The organism is Telluribacter roseus (genome assembly GCF_017355915.2).
In the GTDB taxonomy this organism is placed as follows: domain Bacteria; phylum Bacteroidota; class Bacteroidia; order Cytophagales; family Spirosomataceae; genus Telluribacter.
Genome location: NZ_JAFEUV020000029.1, coordinates 1 through 19,943 on the forward strand (window position 1 = coordinate 1; position 19,943 = coordinate 19,943).

Below are 19,943 nucleotides of genomic sequence, written 5' to 3' on the forward strand. Positions count from 1 at the left end.
GCGACACAGCGCCGGCGTAGCACTTCGTACTCGGTTTGTTTATAGCTTGCCATAATAAGTACAAGGTTTGACTATTACGGATCTACTCACGCATTAATAGAACAAATTTATTAACCAACCATAAAATTACACTCCCTCGCACAACCTCAATAGCATCCTGTATTTTAAACAGGTAGAGAGCAAGTTCTTTAAAAGGGGCATTTTCGACTATACAGGATACAGGTAGATTTCCCAGCCGTCTTTTCGTCAAGGTGGTTGTACGCAATGCTAAACAAACTTCCAAAGACATGAAAAGACTACTGGTAGGGTTCTGCTTTTTATTGATGTACCATGCGAAAGCCCAATCGGGTAATAAGCCCAAAGAAGATCCAATTCTGTATTTCAATAGCTTTCAGAAGTTTGTCAACGAAAGCTTAAAGCAGGACTCTGCCTTGTACTATATACAAAAGCTGGCTTCCAATAGTGCTTATGAGCCATTGTTAAAAGGGTTGATTCATGATTCATTTGCGCTGCAATTAAGGCAGAGGGACTTTGAAAAGAGTGATACCAGTAAGATCAATGCGTACAACCGAAGGCTGCTTTTCAGTAAAGGGTTACTGCAGAAGATGGCACTTGATAGCAATAAAGTTTTACAACAGTCAGTAAGGCCTTTATACCTGTTATCAAAAGCTCAGGATAACCATACTGATCCGGTTGCCCTGACAGCTCTTACCCATGAATTTATCCAAAAGGAGCTGTTGCCCGGGAGCTTATATGAAAACCGGCAGGGACGCTACGGACTCCTTATTCATCAGATACTAGCGAAACAGGAGGCTACCAAACCTTTGGCTCACGACCTGCTTCTGACCATAAAGACGAAATTGGAAGGCGGTCAGACAATGGTAACCGACTCCACCTCCCGGACTGAGCTGGAAAAACGGGCCTGGTACCGCTATCTGTATGCCTATGCCAACTATATAGAAGCTGGTGAAACCAGGGGTGAAGCAACAAAAGTCCAGCTCCTGAAAAATGCCTTTGATTACAGTCCCGATCTGGTTGACCAAAATCATGCTCCGGCTTACTTCTATGATATGATTATGCTCACCGGAGGTGAAAAAGCAAGCTTCAGGGACGATTATTTTACTTTTCTCGAAAGCAGATCTACCAATAAGAAGGAAGTGCTAGCCGCACTACTCAATACAGCGCTTATTGCTCCGGAATACAAGAGTAGGCTGGAAACCTTCTATACCAAGAACCTCGCTCCAGAGGAGCCTTTTGCCAACTACTGGAGGACAGCGATTAACAGAACGGCAAAGGCAGCGCCCTCTATTTCATTTACCTTACTCGATGGAAACCCCTTTGTAAGCAACAATCTTTCGGGCAAGTGGATACTGGTTGACTTTTGGGGTACCTGGTGTGGCCCTTGCCGTCAGGAGCATCCCGGACTGGATAAATTCTATCAGTCAACTGTTTTGCAAAGGTCTGATACTATTGCGCTGTTGACTGTGGCCTGCCGGGATACAAAAGATAAAGTAAGCGCTTACATGGAGCAAAAGAAGTTTACATTTCCCGTGGCTATGTCTGATGGTAAAATAGAAAATATATATAAAGTGCAAGCCTATCCGACTAAGGTATTGATCACACCGGAAGGAAAGTACATCACAGTTCCCTTTGGTGTGGATTGGGTGGGGTTTGTAAAGCACTATGTAGGGATATAGTAAACCTGCATACATATACCCCATTAGTTTTGCTCACAGTTGATCGGAGGAGCCGCTGTTCCATGCGATACTAGCAAAGCTTCACCCCCGGGTAGTTTTCCTAACCACTACAATCCGGCAGCAACCATTTTGACAAGTGTCTTTTCTACGCTTTTTGAGGCTATGAATACCCAAAACAGGTATAAAGCGTGAAATAGTTGCTATAATAATCATTTCTGGTCTTACACGTTCTGGCTACCTAAAAAATCCCGAATTCAGATACTTGTGCAGGCAGCGAATATCCTCCTGACGTATATTGATAATGGGCAGAAGGTGAAGTGGTTGCCTCAGAGGCTGTTTTATGGGTGGTTGCTTCTCCTTTCTGAGTCCCTTCCGGCTTGTAGATTAGGGCGTGGCAGGTAACGCTGCTATCTATACTCTGGTACAATTCTTATAATTCAGCTGCAAAAGAATTGTATTTAACCCATTCAGAAAGGAGTGTTTATGAATACGGGAAGTGAGATGGAGATTTGGGAGGAATAGAATGTACGATAAACCGGGTCGGTAATCAGTACTTTGATCAATCAGAATATTCAGGACATTATAAACGCGGTACAGAGGATATTGATCTACTAGCATCGTTGGGTATAAAGATGCTGCGCTACCCGGTACTTTGGGAGAAGCATCTGCCCAGGAAGGATAGCGTACCGGATTGGAGTTTTGTTGAAAAGACGTTGACCCGAATGCGGGAGCTGGACATTACGCCTATTGCCGGACTGGTACACCATGGCAGCGGGCCCAGTTATGTGAATTTCTTCGATGGTTCTTTTGAAAATGGGCTGGCCGACTATGCCCGTACAGTAGCTGAGAAGTTTCCGTGGATCCAATACTATACACCGGTAAATGAGCCTTTGACAACGGCACGCTTCTGCGGATTGTATGGACACTGGTACCCTCATACCAAGGCCTACCTGCCATTCTTTCGGATACTGATCAGTGAATGTAAGGCTACCATACTGGCCATGCGAGCCATCAGGGAGATCAACCCGGATGCCAGGCTGATCCAGACGGAAGATCTGGGCAAGTGCCACGCTACACCTGCCTTACAGTACCAGGCTGACTTTGAAAATGAACGCCGCTGGCTTTCGTACGAGCTGCTATGTGGTACACTGACTCCCGATAAGGTCATGTATCAGTACATGCTTAAAGTAGGTATTAAGGAGGAGGAGCTGAAATGGTTTCATGCAAACAACTGCCGGCCTGATGTGGCAGGTTTTAACTACTACCTCACATCGGAGCGGTATCTGGATGAGGATCTGGGAAACTATCCCAGGCAGTATCATGGTGGAAACCGGAAGCACCGCTATGCGGATATTCATACGGTACATGTATCGATGGAAGGAAAGGAGTGCGGTCCATACACGCTTCTGAAAGAGGCATGGGAGCGCCTGCAGCTGCCCCTGGCTATTACGGAGTGCCACCTGCATAGCACCCGCGAAGACCAGATCCGCTGGTTCCATTCCATGTGGGAAACCGTCAATAAGGTCAAAGCGGAGGGAGTAGATTTCAGAGCCATAACGGCCTGGGCCTTATTCGGACTAACCGGCTGGAACCGCCTGTGTACCGAACCGGGGGGCGTGTATGAACCGGGTGCTTTCAATGTAAGTACCGGTACCCCACGACCGACCGCATTGGCGCGGTATCTGCAGGAGCTCACTATGCACAAGGCCTACTACCATCCTATACTGGAAAAAGAAGGCTGGTGGCTCAGGGAAAACAGGCAAATCTATAGTACTGCCAAACTGGCTCAGATGGAGATGAAAGCCCCAATAGCCCAGTGCCGACCGCTCCTGGTACTTGGTGATGGAGCCCTGGGGAGTGCATTCAGTAAGATCTGTGAAGAAAGAAATATTCACCATAGGCTGCTTGGTCGGCATGAATTTGATATCACCAATCGGCAGGCCATAGAGCAATTGGTAAAGGAGCTGAATCCGTGGGCCATAGTGAATGCAACCGAGTACGCCGACGTGGATAAAGCAGAAGAAGAGTACGAAACCTGCCTACAGGTCAATACCTACGGACCGATACTGCTGGCCAGGATTTGTCACTGGCATGCTATCCGTTTTCTGACCTTCTCAACGGATCTGGTATTTGATGGCAAGAAAAGTGGGCCTTATGTAGAGAGTGATCCGGTTGCACCATTGAATATGTACGGAAGGTGCAAATCCGTGGCAGAAGAGGTAGTACTTACCAAGAACCCTCATGCCCTGGTTGTACGAACCAGCGGTCTTTTCGCCCCCTGGGATAAGCACAACTTTGTTTCTTCCACTCTTCGCGATCTGGAAAGAGGTAAGCAGATAATTGCTGCCAATGATGTAGTGGTGTCGCCCACCTACATACCTGATCTGGTACATGCTAGTCTGGATCTGATAGTTGATGGCGAAGAGAGAATATATCACATTGCCAATAAGGGAAGTGTCACCTGCGCCGAACTGGCCAGACGAGTTGCCGAAATGGCCGGTTATCAGCGGTATGTGGTAAAGGGAGTACCCTCACACACTATGCAATGGGAAGCAGAAAGGCCCAGGTATAGTGTACTGAAAAGTGAGAAGGGGATATACCTTCCATCACTGAATGATGCCCTGGAAAGGTATTTCGAAGAGGCAGTGGTTGTATATCAGCCTTCGATGACTACTATATAGGCCAGGTACTTATACTGAATCTTATGCGAGAAGAACGCCTGCTTGCGGCAGGCGTTCTATTTTTTGCAGCTATGTGGTTTAGGATTAGCTAAGTCTCTCCGAGTGGCCGCTGCTGGTTGAAGTTGGGAGTTGTCCTGCGGCATACCTCCGTAGTCGCTCGGCTCTGACGAGTGACGACTATGGAAAGCCCTCTGGGCGACTATAACAAAACTAAAACACCACACTAAGGCACTATTGTAGCTAAAACGCCAGCACCTTCACAGGACTCTGAGGATTGGCACTACTCCACTGCCACTCGTGAGGCTCCTGCACGAAGCCTGCCCTCACCGGGTTCTGGTGAATGTACTCAATCTTTTGCAGAATGACAGAGGGAGACGTAAGTTCAATGGGGTGATTGGTCTTTTGCCAGAAGGCGTATCTGTCGTTTTGCTGGGTAGTGGCGCCGTGGTACCGAAAAACCATCTCCATCCAGTCCTTTCGTGATTCTTGTGGATTGGTAAGCAACAAGTTCAGTAGTTGCTTGGCCGTAAAACTTTTGAAATCACGAAGTACTTCGGATAGTTCACCCTCGGTGCGGCGAGCAATCAGGTGTAGGTGATTAGTCATGATAACATAGGCATACAGTTCCAGCCCTTTCTTTTGCTGACAGAACTGAAGGCTTTTTACAATCTCATTCACATACAGGGGACGCGTAAATACATCCATCCAGCCAACTACTGTTAGTGTTAGAAAGAATACACCTCCTTCGTACGTCTTTCGTAGTTCGGACACTATTTTCTTACTGGTTTAATTTTGTATATGGTACTTTTAATATAAAATAGCTATATAATACTGTTTCACCCGGAGGGCTCATAATGTTGTCCCTCGTCGGAGCCGAGTCACTGCGGGGGAGGGGAGTCCCATGGACGATTTGGGGGTATCTCAAAGTAGTTGCTTATCAGAGCCGAGCAATCACCATGAGGAGAAGTAAAGATGCTATGCCGGTTGTGCAGTGATAAAATATCTTTTTTTCTCTTTGAAAGCATTAAATACTGTGTCAATTAGATCGTAGCTATCAATTTTTACTCTAATATCTATAATGTTTGAATTAGTTAAATTTACATGTATAATTTTAATTCCGAGATTATAAAATATTTGAATTACTTCATTTATATCAGTATTTGACTTATCTTTTCCTATGATAGTAAAAGTTGCAAAAGAAGGTGGAGGTAATTTTAATTGATAAATATTATTTTGAGTGGGTGAAGGCTCATTACTGAAACCAGTAAAGCTGGCTTCAAAGCTAATGTTATCTTTCGTTTCTTTTTCTTCATCTATGGTTTTTATTTCATTTATTGTCTCTTCATTAGCTGCTGATAGTTTCAAAAATTTCAAAAGGTTTACTATCCCAATTGATTTTCCCCCTGTTTTTCGCCTGAACTCATCATATAGTTCAAAACGAGGATATAGGCCTAAGTTGTCCTGTCGATAGAACCAGTCGTTTTTTTGATCATTTGTTACAAAGAGTACATCTTTTTGTTTTGAGTTAGCAATCTCAATTATAGTTTGCCAAATAATTAGGTCACCTATACCATCATCAGCTTTGCCCGAGTCTTTATAACCTGGTGCAACTTTATAACTAATCCTAAATAGCAAGTCCTGTTCTAACTCTTTCAGTGATTTTTGAACTTCTATTATTATTTCAGGAGTAAAAATATCTTTGTATATTGTACTTACATTGTCGTTCCAATTCAAGTTCTGTATATGATTTTCTATCTTTGTAAGATTTTCTCTACATTTCTTTATAGTGTTTTTAATTGAATCAAAGCTATGTATAAGTTCAGCGTAGTCTGTATTGCCTTCTAATACAGGATATTTGTTAATTTTAAAGTCAAATTTATTTAAATTTTCCTTAGTTTGCTTAATATATAGAAATGTATTAGATAGGTACTTAGCTCTGTTTCCTGCAAACTCACGTGCTACTCTGGCTGGAATAAAGAGTCTTGCCCTGTCTTTATAGCTAATTAAGATTTCCTTTATATTATCAACAATTTTGGGGTTGGCATCGAAAGGAACTAGTAATGCGTTAGTGTCTAAAATAATTATACCGTCTCTAATGATTTCTTCTGATTGTTTATAACTTTCTGAAAAAAACCTTATCGGGTTCTGGAAAAACTTTATCTAAGTAAAAAAGATCTTTTTTAGTTGACATATTGTATTTTAATATTATAGGTTATAGTCCATGATTATCTACTTGTATATAATTAATCCTATTACTATCTTAATTTATGCTTGCTCTTGTACATCGTATAGTATTCATCAATGTACTCGTCTGCATATATTCATATATTATGTACAGAGACTTTATTTTTCAATTATATCAAAGCAAGCCCCGGCTAGTCGCGCCATCTCTGTTGAGTGCGCCTAGTCCAACTCCCTGCCCTGTATCAGCAATATCCTTATTTATTTGTATACCTCCAAGTCCAGTTGTTGTTGGTCTTATCCACCCGCCCCAGGCCGGGAAAGTCAAAATGAAAGGCGTTGACAAGCATGTTGTCCTTGTGGGCCAGGTCGAGCAGCTTCATTCGGGTTTGTCGGGCTTTGGCGTGGTCCAGGTCGTAGCTGGTCTGCCAGTCCAGCCGTTCAATGTGGATGGGGTGCAGGAAGGCATCCGAGGTATATAGCATCCGGTCGTTCTGCGAGTGGATGATCAGGGCCAGTTGTCCCGGCGTATGTCCTTCGGCCTTTACAGCGGTTACGCCCGGCAGCAGATCCACAAAGTCGCCTTTGATCAGGTGCAGATTGCCGTCCTTTAGCTTCGCCACGTTCCGATCAATAAAGAACCTGAAGTGGGCGGGCTGATTAACCGACTGCGAAGAAAACCAGTAGCTCCATTCGTCCTCATGAATGTGGAACCGGGCATTGGGGAAAAGTAGTGCCCCTTCATCCGAGTACACCCCTCCAATATGGTCGGGATGCAGGTGGGTGATGACAACGTCGGTGATGTCGCTCCCTTTTATGCCCTGTTGCTGGAGTAACTGGTTCAACCGGCCGTTCAGGGGCACGGGATTGTTACCCACCATCACCGGCTTCTCCGAAAAACCAAGTCCGGTATCGATGAGTATCCTCTTATCACCCTGCTCAAGTAGTACTGCTATAAAGGGAGACGGGATGTTGTCGGGAGTGATCTGGTACTTAGTAAGGGCTTGGGTCAGCTCCTCCGGAGCGGCGTTGATAAAGTAGTTTTTCGCCATGTACTTATGGGTCGTGTCTTTATATATGGTGGTTTTGATGTTCCCTACGTGGCGAGTAACTACATCATCAGCCGCAGGAAACATAGTAGTACCCATGTGGTTCAATTCATGCAACTGTACGGAGTGAAAGGCACCTACAAGAGCGGTGCTGTTCTGGAGAAACTGTCGTCTTTTCATGACCTGGAGTGTGTGGTTTATGGTGGATCATTGATGGTTCGGTAGGTGGTAAGGATGGATAGCAATAAGGTACAGGCGTAAGTACATTACGCCTGAGTGGCAATAGGATGTAGAGGTTCTGTATCTAAGGATAGTAGACAATTACTCATCCTAAGTTACAAACCTAATTCTGGATTTGCTAATGTCTGATACGCCTGATAGCTACTTCTTGAACAGCAGCGCCCGGATGGGCTGGATGCGGGTAATGACGTAGGTCGGGATCGTAAGTACCAACGCTACAACCAGTAGCGTAATGGCGTTGATGAGCAGGATGATGCCCCAGTCAAATACGATGGGAACGGTATCCATGTAGTAGTTGACGGGATCGAGGGGGAGAAGCTGAAACTGGTACTGTACCCAGCAGAAGAGCAGACCAATGGCATTGCCAATGAGCAGGCCGCGGGTCACGATGTAGATCCCTACGCGCAGAAAAATAGTGCGGATCTGGCTGTCGGGGCTACCCAGTGTCTTGAGCAGACCCACCAGCGGGGTACGCTCCATGATCATGACCAGCAGGATGGAGATCATATTAAAGCAGGCCACAAACAGGATCAGCGTCAGGAATACGGCCGTATTGCGGTCCAGCAGGATAAGCCAGTCGAACAGGGGCCGGAAGCTTTCGGTCACCTTTTGCAGTACCATATCCGGCGACATCCGGTCAAATACCTCCATCGCCACCTGGTCCAGTTGCTCAAAGTCTTTAAGGTAGATCTCGTAGGTACCTACGGTATCGGCGCCCCATTCGTTGAGCCGCTGCACCAGTGTAATATCTCCAACCACCAGTGTATTATCAAATTCCTCCAGTTCGGTCTCGTAGATACCTACCACCTGCAGCTTGCGGGCGCGGGGCGGGTTCTGCACAAAGTACATCAGTACATCATCGCCGGGCTTGAGCCGGAGCTGGGTGGCGATCTTGCGGCTGATGATGATCTCGGTAGAGTAGCCACTGTCGGGATGCTGGATCAGTCGGCCCTCCACCAGGCTCTTCTGGAAGAGTGTCCAGTCGTACTTCTCGTCGACGCCTTTCAGGATTATACCTTTGAGCTCATCGGGCGTTTTAAGAATACCTGATTTATGCGCTACGGCGTGCCAGTGCCGGATCTGGGGCATCTGACTGAGGTCTTCGGCCAGGGGAGTCGTACGGCTGAGAGGCCCCTCTTCGTACGTATTGCTGAGGGTGAGGGAGCTCACGCGCAGGTGCGCTCCGAACAGGAACACCTTTTGCTGGATGGTTTGCTTAAACCCTAGCAGTACGGCAAACGCTACGATGCCTACCGCCACTCCGATGGCAATACTGGCGACACCTATCCGGGATACGGTAGACGAAAATGAACCTACTTTGTTGTGCCGGATGCGGCTGGATATGAACGAAGGAAATCGCAACAGGTAGCGTTAGGTTAGTATTCTATTAATTAATAATTTGGCAAAATTAACGAAAATTCAAGCCGTGATGAACTTCATCCACTTTCTATCTCTGATTCTGCTTTGGTCGTGTAGTACCAAAACCCCTCAGACTACTACCCGGCAAGACAAAAAATCAGACCAACCGGCCGTACAGGTTGGACCTGTACTGGGTATTGAGCGCATCGGTGAGTACCTGCCCCTGCTCAAAGACAAGCGCGTGGCGCTGGTCGTGAATCATACCACCATATTCCCTAACGGTACCCACCTGGCCGATAGTCTGCAAAAGCTGGGGGTGAATATAAAAACAATTTTCGCACCGGAGCATGGTTTTCGGGGAATGGCGGCCGACGGGGCCGAAATAAAGGATGGAGTGGATACCCGCACGGGGCTGCCGATCGTATCGCTGTACGGTAAAAACAAGAAGCCTACGCCGGAGCAGCTCCGGGAGGTGGACGTCCTGATATTTGATATTCAGGATGTAGGGGTACGCTACTATACCTACCCCAGTACCATGCACCTGGTGATGGAGGCCAGCGCCGAACAGGGCAAGAAGTGCATCGTGCTGGACCGGCCCAATCCCAATGGCCACTTCATTGATGGCCCCGTGCTGGACCGTAAGTTTGCTTCGTTCGTAGGTATGAATCCGGTACCCGTGGTACATGGCCTGACTTCCGGTGAACTGGCCCTGATGATCAACGGCGAAGGCTGGCTGGAAGGCAAAAAATCGGCAGACCTGACGGTGGTACCTTGTCTGCAGTATACCCATAAGACAGAGTACACCTTACCCGTAAAGCCTTCACCCAACCTGCCCAACATGCAGTCGGTGTGGCTGTACCCCTCCATCTGTCTTTTCGAGCCTACCATTGTCAGCGTAGGCCGTGGTACCGATACTCAGTTTCAGGTAATTGGAGCTCCCAATCCGGCATTTGGCTCCTATACATTCACGCCCGTGGAGAAGCCCGGCGCGGTCAATCCGCCAAACCAGGGCAAGCTGTGCTACGGGAAAGACCTGCGTGATGTAGATGCCAAAAATCTTGGCTTCACGCTCCAATACGTACTCGACTTCTACCATAAGGCTCCCGACAAAACAAAGTTCTTTACCAGTGCGAGGTACTTCGACCAGCTGGCCGGTACCGATATGGTCAGGAAGATGATGGCCGAAGGCAAGTCGGAAAAGGAAATCCGCCAGGCCTACGAGCCGGAGCTGGCCCGCTACAAAGAGATGCGCAAGAAGTACGTACTCTACGCTGACTAATTTATTACTACCTACTTATGCTGGAATTTCAGGTATATCCTACCTACGAACATCTATCCCGGGCCGCCGCTGACGTGGTGGTCAGTACCTTACAGACTAAGCCGGATGCCGTCATCTGTCTGCCCTCCGGAAGTACCCCCGTGGGTATGTTCCGTGAGCTGATCCTTCGTCATGAGCAGGGACTGGCTGACTTCTCCCAATGTACCTTTGTGGGGCTGGACGAATGGATAGGAATGGGGCCGGAGGATGAAGGCAGCGGGCACCAGCTACTGGACCGGGACTTTCTGCATCCCATCGGTTTCCGTTCGGAGCAGGTACTTTTCTTCGACGCCAGAGCCGATGATTTGCATGCCGAGTGTGAGCGCATCAATCGAGCGCTGGAGGAGCTGGGTGGCCTGGACCTGATCGTATTGGGTATAGGGATGAACGGGCACCTGGGGCTCAACGAACCCGGCACCTCCTTTGATACCTACGCCCATGTGTCCGAACTGGATCCCATCACCATAGAAGTAGGGCAGAAGTACTTCCAGGGACCCACTACCCTGACCGGAGGCGTCACCCTGGGGCTACGGCACATGATGGAGGCCCGACGGCTGGTGCTGATGGCCAGTGGTGAAGCCAAGGCTCCGGTCATCGCCCGTGCCGTGAATGGGGAGGTAACCGAAACCTTTCCGGCCAGTCTGGTGCAGGAGCATTCTGATGCCTGGGTACTGGTGGATGCAGATGCTGCTTCTGCACTCCTTTAGCCAGGCCGGTTCTGATCTTCTCAAATCCTTTTGCTTTTTATTTTAGTTAGGATAGGAGGGACCCGCTATACCTGTGCCACCGTCTCGAACGGTGGCACGGGTAGTCTGCAATATCAATCCCTACCCGAATCATTCATCAGACTACTATATGACACTTATCAAAGTAGCCGCCGGGGTAGTAAACCAGACCCCGATGGACTGGAAAAATAATACCGCCAACATCATAGGAGCCATTGAAGAGGCACGCCGGCAGGAGGTGTCGGTACTGTGCCTGCCCGAGTTGTGTATTACAGGCTATGGCTGCGAAGACTATTTCCTGTCGTATGACATTGTAGAGCAGGCCAAGAAGTGTCTGCTGGAAATCGTACAGCATACTACTGATATTATCGTAGCGGTAGGCTTGCCCCTCCGGCACAACCACCGGGTGTACAACACGGCCTGTCTGATCGCGAACAAGCGTATCCTCGGTTTCTATGCTAAGCAGAACCTCCCTGGCAACGGGATTCACTACGAGCCGCGCTGGTTTCATGCCTGGTCGCCGGGCGTGGTGAGCCGCACCGAGATAGATCAGATGCAGTACCCCATCGGCGACCTGATCTTTGACGTGTCAGGAGTCCGGATGGCCTTTGAGATCTGTGAAGATGCCTGGATATCCAACCGTCCCGGCCGTACCCACTATGATCGTGGCGTCGATATCATGCTCAACCCCAGCGCCAGCCACTTTGCCTTTAATAAATTCATGATCCGGGAGCGATTGGTGGTGGACGCGTCCCGTACCTTTGGCTGCAACTACATCTATACCAACCTCCTGGGTAACGAAGCCGGCCGCGCTATTTACGATGGCGATGCCCTGATTGCTTCTAACGGGTCATTGTTAGTAACCAGCCCCCGGTTTAGCTACGAAGATTATCTGGTTATCACAGCCGTCATAGATACCGAATATACCCGTCTGACGCAGGTGCAGAACCTGGGCAAGCTGGCCAAGGAAGAGACCTGGAAAGTAGTGGCTACCTTTGATTTTCCGGAGATAGAACCGGTGCGTCATCAGGTAGCGACCATGGAGCCTTTTGAAAGCGGAGGTGCCATTAAGGAAGAAGAATTTGCCCGGGCAGTATGTCTGGCCTTGTTTGACTACATGCGCAAGAGCCGCTCGCAGGGCTTTACCATTTCGCTCTCGGGAGGCGCCGATTCGTCGGCTTGTACAGCCTTGTGCGGTCTGATGATCCGGCTGGCGGATGAGAGTATCGGGCTGGAGCGCTTTAAGCAGAAGCTGGGCTATATCGGTAAGATCCAGGATGCCCAGACGGTGGAGGATATTTCAAAAGAGATCATTCATAACATCTATCAGGGTACCGAGAATAGCTCAGAGGATACCCTTGAGTCGGCCCGTTCACTGGCGCTGTCCATTGGCTCTACGTTCTATAACGTAAATATCAACGGGCTAGTAGAAACCTACACCAAGCTCATTGAGGAGCAGATCGGCCGCCAACTGAGCTGGGATACGGATGATATAGCCATGCAGAACATCCAGGCGAGGGTACGTGCCCCGGGTGTATGGTACCTGACCAATATCAGCAACCATCTGCTGCTGTCTACGTCGAATCGCTCCGAGGCGGCGGTAGGGTATGCTACTATGGATGGTGATACGGCCGGAGGCCTTTCGCCCCTTGCTGGTATTGATAAGCATTACCTGCGGCACTGGCTCCGCTGGCTCGAAACCGTAGGCTGTGACGTAAAAGGCAAGCACATCCGGATCGAAGGACTCAAAAAGGTCAACAGCCTGCAACCTACCGCCGAGCTACGCCCGCAGGAGTACAAGCAGACCGACGAGGATGACCTGATGCCGTACGAGTTCCTGAACTCAGTAGAGGAGCTGGCGATCCGGGACAAAAAGCCCCCGGTGGATTGCTACCGTAACCTGCTGGTACGCTTTGAGGGACAGTACGCTCCCGAGCAGATGCTGCACTGGACGGAGCGGTTCTTCAAGTTGTGGAGCCGTAACCAGTGGAAGCGGGAACGCTACGCACCCTCTTTCCACCTCGACGACCACAACCTCGACCCCCGCACCTGGTGCCGCTTCCCGATCCTGTCGGGGGGCTACGAGAGGGAACTCGAAGAGCTCAGGGAGTATGCTGCTGAGAAAAGGATTAAAAAAGCTCGCCGGATTGGGTTTTAGAAATAATGAGTGATTTAGCGAATGAGTGATGGAGTGAGTTTTTGATAACTACTTCTCCGTCACTCATTCAAAGTTTACAATGCACGGCAAGAAACGCTTTCCAACCACTTCTGACCAACTAGATCCTGTTACAAAACCGCAGTGCGGCCTGAAAGCCTACCCAGCCGTAGGTAGTAATACCGGCATCATCATACTTGTTGCCAATCCAGATGGGCTCGAGGCCGCGGCGGGGGCTGGTGTCAAACAGACCGGCGTACGGAGTGTGAAGCAGGTTCAGCGTGGGGCCCAGCGAAAGGGCTATGCGCGGGGTTATTTTCTTCTCTAAGGCCACTGCAATCCGGTAGTGGCCGGCCTGGGGCTGGCGCCAGAACTGACGCTGTACCGCCATTCGGCTGGCTACGAGGTCGCCATTGAGCATCCAGCCGCGGCCCAGGCGGCGGGCGGTACCAATGCCGTAGCCTATGCTACCCAGTGGCTTGCCGGGCAGAAAGGCATTCATCCCAAACGTAAAAACATTGTAGAACCCAGCTACACCCGTTTTGAAGGAGGCGTTGAAGTAGTTGAGTTCATCGGTAGATACCTCGTAGCGGCGGTAGCCGTTTTGACGGACATAGCTGAAATAGCCAAACGGCGTGGTAGCCGATGAGTCGGCGTAGTTGATAAATCCAAGCTGGTGGCCCTTCTCCACCACCCGGGCGTAGTTGAGGCCGGGCGTTACCTGCCAGCCATTGAGCCTGCGACCGACTACGTTGGCCCAGCCTGATATCTGCAGGCCCCGGAAGTCCTCAGCGGTGGCGTTGGCCGTACCGGCAATCTGAACCCCGCGAAATTCCCCGATATTGAGGTTACCAAAACCTGCTATCTGTATGCCTTGTACATCCCGGCCTACCAGGTTGGCCAGTCCGGCTACCTGTATACCCTGCACATCCCAGCGTACAATATTGACTAATCCACCCACTTCAAGGGCACCTACACCCAGCGAGTAGCCGGCAATGAGGTTGAGCGAAACATCATTGATGACGTTACCACTTAGCTGATGGTTGGTACCAATGAAGGGCAGTATCGAAGCCTGAAAAGGACGGTACAGCGTATCCGTAATATTCTCGGTATGTATGGCTTGCTTGGTAGAGGCAAACGCATACACGAAGGCGTCACCTACTTCCTGCAGGCGCTCTTTCAGGGTATAGGCTGGGCGGGAGGCCGGAGCAACAGTATCGGGTTCGGCAGCAGGTACCGGTGCAGACACTACCTGTGGCGTGCGCGGAATCTCCACCCTGGGCTCTACCCGGGACTGCACCGTGTCGTGCCGGGACAGTATGCGCGGATTCTGACGTTCAATATGACGAATCGTATCAGGGGTGAGTGATATAGTCAGGTAATAGTCCTGGCGACGGGTCACCTCAATGGAGCGGGCTGAGTACTCTTCCTTCCTGACTTCCAGCCGCAGGTTAGGATGGGCCGTTGGGAGTTTTATACGATAGTAGCCGTACTCGTTGCTCACCGTAGATACCAGGGAGTTGGCCTCGTAGATACTGGCGTCCCGCAGGCGTTCCCCCGTTTTTTTATCAATAATATATCCGTTGAGGAAGAAGTTGTCGGGCTGGCGCTCGGGCTCAGCAGCTACCTTATGTAAGATAATGTACTTCCGGCGCTCCTTGAACGTGACCGAACCTTTAAAAATTTCATTCAAAATCTCTCTGATACTCTGGTTAGTAGCATTGACCGACACACGAGCCTTTACATCAATAACATCTGGGCTGTACGAGAAGCTGAATCCTCCCTTCTCACCGATCTGACGAAGTACCTCTTCGATACGCTCATTATTTACTTTAATGGAAATACGATTTTCGAGCAGGGGCTGGGCCATGAGGGAGTGGCTGACCAGAAATATCAGTACGAGCAGGAAAGCCTTATGTATAATTACAGGTTTCAAAGTAGTAGAAAGAAAAGATATTGAGGTACCCTGACAAAGGGTGTATAAGATTTGGTATATGTATATGAAGGCTTTGCGTAGGATCACGCCAGTGGTCGCCCGCCGCAATGGAGCTCTGGGTTAGTATCTGTTTTTTATTACTAAGGTATCGCCTCTACGGGGCTTTACTATTACTGGTGGATGTTAATCAGTTTTAACAGATTCATTCAGTATTTGGAGTTATATCACTCAATCACTCATCCGCCATTCACTCAACAAGCTACTGGCATCCTTTGCCTTCCAGCCAGTAGGTTTCACCCTGTTGCTGTATGCGGAGGTTAAAGGTTTCGGCAATGACGGCCAGCGTAGCATCAAGCGTTTCCTGTTCAAAGCGGACGGTCAGGCGGCAGTTGGCTATTTGCTCGTTCGATAGTCGTACATCGGCATGGTAGCCGCTTCGCAGCGACTTCACCACTTCATCCAGACTGGTAGCCGTAAACTCAAATACCTGGGTACGATAGGCTGCCATGTTGGGGTCGGCCGCTATACTGCGCAGTATGGTGTCTGCTTCAATCTTTACGCCTTCGCCTGGGGTAAGTACCGCTTTGCGTGCTGCTTTGCTTACCTCTACTTTACCGGTTTTTACATCCACGCGTACGGCTTCATCGTATGCTTTTACATTGAATGAAGTACCTACTACCCGTACCTCGGTACCATTGGCATCGATGATAAACGGATGGCTGGCGTCGGGCGCTACGTCAAAAAAAGCTTCTCCTTTAAGAGATACCGTACGTAGGTCGCCTTCCAGTCCTTCGGGGTAAGTCAGGGTAGAGTGGTGGTTCAGGAACACCTTGGTGCCGTCAGGTAAAGTTTTTTCAAATGTATTGTTTTGGGTGCTGATACTTACCAGTTCGGGGGTAGGCTTATGGGTTAGGAATAGCCAGCCAAAGGCTACGGCCACCAGGGCCACCACCGCTGCCGCCCAGAATGTAGGGCTCAGCTGGCGCCGGACGGGCATGGGCTTCACGATGGCCTCGGGCTTAAGAACAGGAGGGGCAGAGGGCTCCGGAGCAGCCTCAGCCTTATGCATACGCATACGCATCTTGTCCCAGGCGGCGTCGGTATTGACCTGCATCCGCTTCTGACCTACCGCCTGGCTCCGATCCCACAGCTTACGATAAGCCGCCAGCTCGGAGGCCCGATCGGGCGAAGCCTCCAGCCATTGTCTGACCTGTTCTATTTCCGCGGCGGTGGCTGTACCTGCCAGGTAGCGCGCCAGTAGCTCGTCAGAAAAATGTTCGTTAGGTGTATTCAAGGGTATATGCTGAAAAAACGGTCAAAAAAACAAGAGAACCAGCCAAAGCAGCGAAGGCAGGTAGTCGGCCAGCTCACTGCGTAATATTCGTAATGCCTTCCCGATCTGATTTTCGATCGTTTTGATCGAAAGTCCCAGCCGGTCGGCTATTTCCTGGTATTTCAACTCCTCAAAGCGGCTCATCCTGAATACCAGTTGGCACTGTTCGGGCAGCCGGTTGACGGCCTGCTCGATGCGTTCTTCGAGTTCACTACCATAAATGGTTTCGGTGACGGCTTCGTATCCCTGTGCCTGGTAGCTCAGCGAATACTCCCGGTGGGCCTCCCGTACCTGATAGTGCTTGATCTTATTCAGGCAGTGGTTGTGTACGGCCCGGTACAGGTACGCTTTCAGAGACAGCGTGATCTCCAGTTCGGAGCGCTTTTCCCAGATGCTCATAAATACCGTCTGAACCATTTCTTCGGCTTCATCCTCATCTTTCAGCAATGAGTTCGCATACTGACACAGACGCTCGTAATAGGTACGGAACATCTGCTCAAAAGCGGACTCATGGCCTTGCCGAATGGCTGATACGATCTCTGTGTCGGATAACTGCACGAATGCGTCTTGTTTTTTTCCGGACAAAAGTAAGGAATCGCCATCGGTAACAGTCGTGGAATATGGAAGAACGGTTGCTACCAAGTTTAAATCTGATTTCTCCTATGACAGTCAACGAGGGAGTTACCCCCATCCGAAATAAAAAATATTTTTTTTTGGGGGAGGAATAGGGGGGAGGGCGGTGTGGGATGTCTTGGTAGAAACGGAGCAATACACGCACCAGCTTTGTAACACATAACCATCATTAAATTATCCAGTACCAATTATCATCTTTTAGCCATGAAAAAAAGTATCACTTCCATCATTTTCAGTGTAGCCATCCTGAGTCTGTTGCTTTCGATGCAGTCGTGCCTGTTCATTAATTCCGTTGATAACATTTCACCCCGGGGCGTTAGTACCCGGGAGATCAGCCTGATTGATTTTGACCGGCTGGAAATGGGCAACGCGTTTCGGGTAAGGGTACGCCAGGGCAATACATTTAAGGTAGTAGCCACGGGTGAACTCAACGACCTGGACGACCTGGATGCCTTTGTCGATCGTAACGGCCTGCTGACCATCCGTTACCGCAACCACTGGCGGTCACGTCGTGATCGAATGGATATCGACATCACCATGCCTAGCCTGCGCGGCGTACGCTTCTCCGGAGCCGCCGAGTCGACCATTGAAGGCTTTGAAGACCTGCGCGTCATGGATGTAAACCTGTCCGGCGCCTCACGCTCTACCTTCACAGGCTCAGCGGAGCGCTTTACTGTGGAGCTGTCGGGGGCATCGGAGCTAAACCTGCGCGGCGAAGGGCGCTTCCTGACCGGCGATATGTCAGGGGCCTCTGATCTGAGAGCTACGGACTACCCGGTAGAGGAGGCTGACCTGCACCTGTCGGGTGCCAGCCGGGCACGGGTATCGGCTTCTAAGTACCTGAAAGTAGATGCCAGTGGCGCCAGCAACGTACGCTACCGCGGCAATCCTACCATTGAGCAGCGCCTGTCGGGAGGAAGCAACGTCAACCGCGATTAACCGTAAACCAGACCATCTGATAAAGCAGGGCAGCCACGGCTGCCCTGCTTTATTTTTAGGATAAGTACAATACGGAGTATATGAAGAAAACGTAAAATCTAGCTCCTATTTCATTACATCCCCATTACATCCTCTTCATATTGGGGTGATGTACCAGAAGGATATTTGCGGATACAAAAACAACCCATCTTGTATGTCCCGTTTGTATCCTATTTCACAGCTTTCCGGCGGACTGGTAGCCGTAGCCTTGTGCCTGTCATCGTGCCAGGACCATAACTTACCAGCAGATGCACCCACTACCGAGGTTCAGTTTGCCAATCACTCGGTAACGCCTGTTCTGGCAAAAACTACTCCGGCATTCAGCAGTATTAAAATGTACTCGCTCATCGGTAGCGACGATCAGCTCAGCGGCTCTCCTTCTTTTATATTTGGGGGCTCGGCCGACGGAGCCGGTATGCTCAGGAACAGCGATGGTACCTTTACCATGCTCGTTAACCACGAGGACAACTTTGCGGTTTCACGCATCGCACTGGACAAGACCCTGAAGCCTACCAAGGGAGAGTACATCCTGAACTCGGATGGCGGTGTCTGGCGGTTGTGCTCGGCTACAATGGCAACCCCCAAAGAGCATGGTTTCGGACCGTTGTTCCTTACCAGCGGTGAAAGCGGTGAAGAGTCTCGTACGCACGGCGTAAACCCTTATGCTGATGCTTCGCAGGCCAGTGTTTCCAGAGAGTTGCCGGGTCTTGGACGCTGGAGCGCCGAAAATGCAGTACCCCTTCCTAAAACAGCTTTCGCAGGTAAAACAGTAATCATCATCGGTGATGACGACAGTGGTACCTACGGCGGACAGGTAGTTATGTACGTAGCCAACAGCGTGGGTGATCTGGAGAACGGATCGCTGTACATGCTACGCCGTACCGACAAGAACCAGAAGGAAATGTCCATGAAAGTGGGTGAAAAGCACCAGGTTGAGTTTGTAAAGATTGAAGATCACAAAAGCCTGACGGGTAAGCAGCTCAACGAAAAGGTAAATAGCCTGCAGGCTATGAAGTTTGGTCGGGTAGAAGACATTGACTACGCCAAGGATGGCAAAGGTCGTGACGTGTACTTCAACGTAACCGGTCAGAACAACACCGGTGCTAATGCTGACTACTCCCGCACCAAGTACGGCCGCGTGTATCACCTGGCTCTGAATGATGATCTTACTACGGGTACGTTGGAAGTACTGCTGGATGGTGATGACCGCTCCGGCAAGGCCAAAGAATTCCAGAACGTGGACAACATCTGCGTAACCAAAAACTACATCTACATACAGGAAGATCCCAATGGCTACGGCGACGAAACCCACGATTCACGCATCTACCAGTATAGCCTGAAAACGAAAGAGCTGAAAGTAGTAATGGAGCTGGACCACCGTCGTACGGCTGCTGACGCCGCCAAGTACAACGTAGGAGGTACTTCCGGATTCGGGGACTGGGAATATGGTGCGCTGGTGGATATTTCGGAAGAGACCGGCGTAGCAGACTCGTTCATGCTGTGTATCCAGCCTCATACCTGGCGGGCTGATAAACTGAAAGGCGTAGACGGAGGCTCCAAGCGTCTGAACGAAAACCAGGCTTCACAGATCGTGATTCTGCAGGGACTTCCCCGCTAATGATTAATTGATAGAGACTTATACTACACGTCTGACGATC

General features: G+C 49.7%; 14 protein-coding genes. 7 read left to right on the forward strand and 7 right to left on the reverse strand.

Annotated features, from left to right (window positions below):
* Window positions 1-287 precede the first annotated feature (287 nt).
* Both JTN23_RS25325 and JTN23_RS25330 read left to right on the forward strand, forming a co-directional pair.
* On the forward strand, window positions 288-1,697 hold the full coding sequence (locus JTN23_RS25325) for a TlpA family protein disulfide reductase (protein ID WP_247237916.1): 1,410 nt from the start codon (window positions 288-290) through the stop codon (window positions 1,695-1,697).
* Between the two features lie 509 nt (window positions 1,698-2,206).
* A complete protein-coding gene (locus tag JTN23_RS25330) occupies window positions 2,207-4,378 on the forward strand; it encodes a family 1 glycosylhydrolase (protein ID WP_262918673.1) in 2,172 nt (723 codons plus the stop codon).
* Window positions 4,379-4,618: 240 nt separating this feature from the next.
* Here the strand turns inward: JTN23_RS25330 and JTN23_RS25335 are convergent, their stop codons facing one another.
* The 4 genes from JTN23_RS25335 to JTN23_RS25350 all read right to left on the reverse strand — a co-directional run bounded on the left by JTN23_RS25335 (window position 4,619) and on the right by JTN23_RS25350 (window position 9,210).
* Window positions 4,619-5,149, reverse strand: a complete 531-nt coding sequence (locus JTN23_RS25335) for an REP-associated tyrosine transposase (protein WP_247237918.1) — start codon at window positions 5,147-5,149, stop codon at window positions 4,619-4,621.
* 204 nt (window positions 5,150-5,353) lie between these two features.
* Complete coding sequence (locus tag JTN23_RS25340) at window positions 5,354-6,538, reverse strand: PIN domain-containing protein (RefSeq protein ID WP_310586748.1); 1,185 nt, start codon at window positions 6,536-6,538, stop codon at window positions 5,354-5,356.
* 278 nt (window positions 6,539-6,816) lie between these two features.
* The gene (locus JTN23_RS25345; protein ID WP_247237919.1) at window positions 6,817-7,788 is read right to left on the reverse strand and encodes an MBL fold metallo-hydrolase; all 972 of its coding nucleotides are present in this window, start codon (window positions 7,786-7,788) and stop codon (window positions 6,817-6,819) included.
* A gap of 201 nt (window positions 7,789-7,989) precedes the next feature.
* Entirely contained in the window at window positions 7,990-9,210 is a 1,221-nt protein-coding gene (locus tag JTN23_RS25350; protein WP_247237920.1) for an ABC transporter permease, read from the reverse strand.
* 67 nt (window positions 9,211-9,277) lie between these two features.
* Here JTN23_RS25350 and JTN23_RS25355 point away from each other — a divergent pair, with 67 nt between their 5' ends.
* The 3 genes from JTN23_RS25355 to nadE all read left to right on the forward strand — a co-directional run bounded on the left by JTN23_RS25355 (window position 9,278) and on the right by nadE (window position 13,408).
* The gene (locus tag JTN23_RS25355) at window positions 9,278-10,486 is read left to right on the forward strand and encodes an exo-beta-N-acetylmuramidase NamZ family protein (RefSeq protein ID WP_247237937.1); all 1,209 of its coding nucleotides are present in this window, start codon (window positions 9,278-9,280) and stop codon (window positions 10,484-10,486) included.
* 17 nt (window positions 10,487-10,503) lie between these two features.
* On the forward strand, window positions 10,504-11,232 hold the full coding sequence (locus JTN23_RS25360; RefSeq protein ID WP_247237921.1) for a glucosamine-6-phosphate deaminase: 729 nt from the start codon (window positions 10,504-10,506) through the stop codon (window positions 11,230-11,232).
* 148 nt (window positions 11,233-11,380) lie between these two features.
* Window positions 11,381-13,408: an NAD(+) synthase gene (gene nadE / locus JTN23_RS25365; RefSeq protein ID WP_247237922.1), complete on the forward strand. Its 2,028-nt coding sequence runs from the start codon at window positions 11,381-11,383 to the stop codon at window positions 13,406-13,408.
* Between the two features lie 118 nt (window positions 13,409-13,526).
* Here nadE and JTN23_RS25370 read toward each other — a convergent pair whose 3' ends face one another.
* The 3 genes from JTN23_RS25370 to JTN23_RS25380 all read right to left on the reverse strand — a co-directional run bounded on the left by JTN23_RS25370 (window position 13,527) and on the right by JTN23_RS25380 (window position 17,232).
* Window positions 13,527-15,341: an STN and carboxypeptidase regulatory-like domain-containing protein gene (locus tag JTN23_RS25370; protein WP_247237923.1), complete on the reverse strand. Its 1,815-nt coding sequence runs from the start codon at window positions 15,339-15,341 to the stop codon at window positions 13,527-13,529.
* Between the two features lie 259 nt (window positions 15,342-15,600).
* Window positions 15,601-16,635 (reverse strand): FecR domain-containing protein, encoded by a 1,035-nt coding sequence (locus JTN23_RS25375; RefSeq protein ID WP_247237924.1) that lies wholly within the window; start codon window positions 16,633-16,635, stop codon window positions 15,601-15,603.
* Between the two features lie 21 nt (window positions 16,636-16,656).
* On the reverse strand, window positions 16,657-17,232 hold the full coding sequence (locus tag JTN23_RS25380) for an RNA polymerase sigma-70 factor (protein ID WP_247237925.1): 576 nt from the start codon (window positions 17,230-17,232) through the stop codon (window positions 16,657-16,659).
* A 279-nt stretch (window positions 17,233-17,511) separates the two neighbouring features.
* Here JTN23_RS25380 and JTN23_RS25385 point away from each other — a divergent pair, with 279 nt between their 5' ends.
* Together JTN23_RS25385 and JTN23_RS25390 are read left to right on the forward strand one after the other, a co-directional pair.
* The gene (locus JTN23_RS25385) at window positions 17,512-18,246 is read left to right on the forward strand and encodes a head GIN domain-containing protein (RefSeq protein ID WP_247237926.1); all 735 of its coding nucleotides are present in this window, start codon (window positions 17,512-17,514) and stop codon (window positions 18,244-18,246) included.
* 193 nt (window positions 18,247-18,439) lie between these two features.
* On the forward strand, window positions 18,440-19,903 hold the full coding sequence (locus JTN23_RS25390; RefSeq protein WP_247237927.1) for a hypothetical protein: 1,464 nt from the start codon (window positions 18,440-18,442) through the stop codon (window positions 19,901-19,903).
* The last annotated feature ends 40 nt before the right edge of the window (window positions 19,904-19,943 follow it).

Bases quoted from the DNA above. Each gene is read 5' to 3' on its own strand.
- JTN23_RS25325 (WP_247237916.1), top strand. From the start codon at position 288: ATGAAAAGACTACTGGTAGGGTTCTGCTTTTTATTGATGTACCATGCG.
- JTN23_RS25345 (WP_247237919.1), bottom strand. From the start codon at position 7,788: ATGAAAAGACGACAGTTTCTCCAGAACAGCACCGCTCTTGTAGGTGCC.
- JTN23_RS25355 (WP_247237937.1), top strand. From the start codon at position 9,278: ATGAACTTCATCCACTTTCTATCTCTGATTCTGCTTTGGTCGTGTAGT.
- JTN23_RS25360 (WP_247237921.1), top strand. From the start codon at position 10,504: ATGCTGGAATTTCAGGTATATCCTACCTACGAACATCTATCCCGGGCC.
- nadE (WP_247237922.1), top strand. From the start codon at position 11,381: ATGACACTTATCAAAGTAGCCGCCGGGGTAGTAAACCAGACCCCGATG.
- JTN23_RS25385 (WP_247237926.1), top strand. From the start codon at position 17,512: ATGAAAAAAAGTATCACTTCCATCATTTTCAGTGTAGCCATCCTGAGT.
- JTN23_RS25390 (WP_247237927.1), top strand. From the start codon at position 18,440: ATGTCCCGTTTGTATCCTATTTCACAGCTTTCCGGCGGACTGGTAGCC.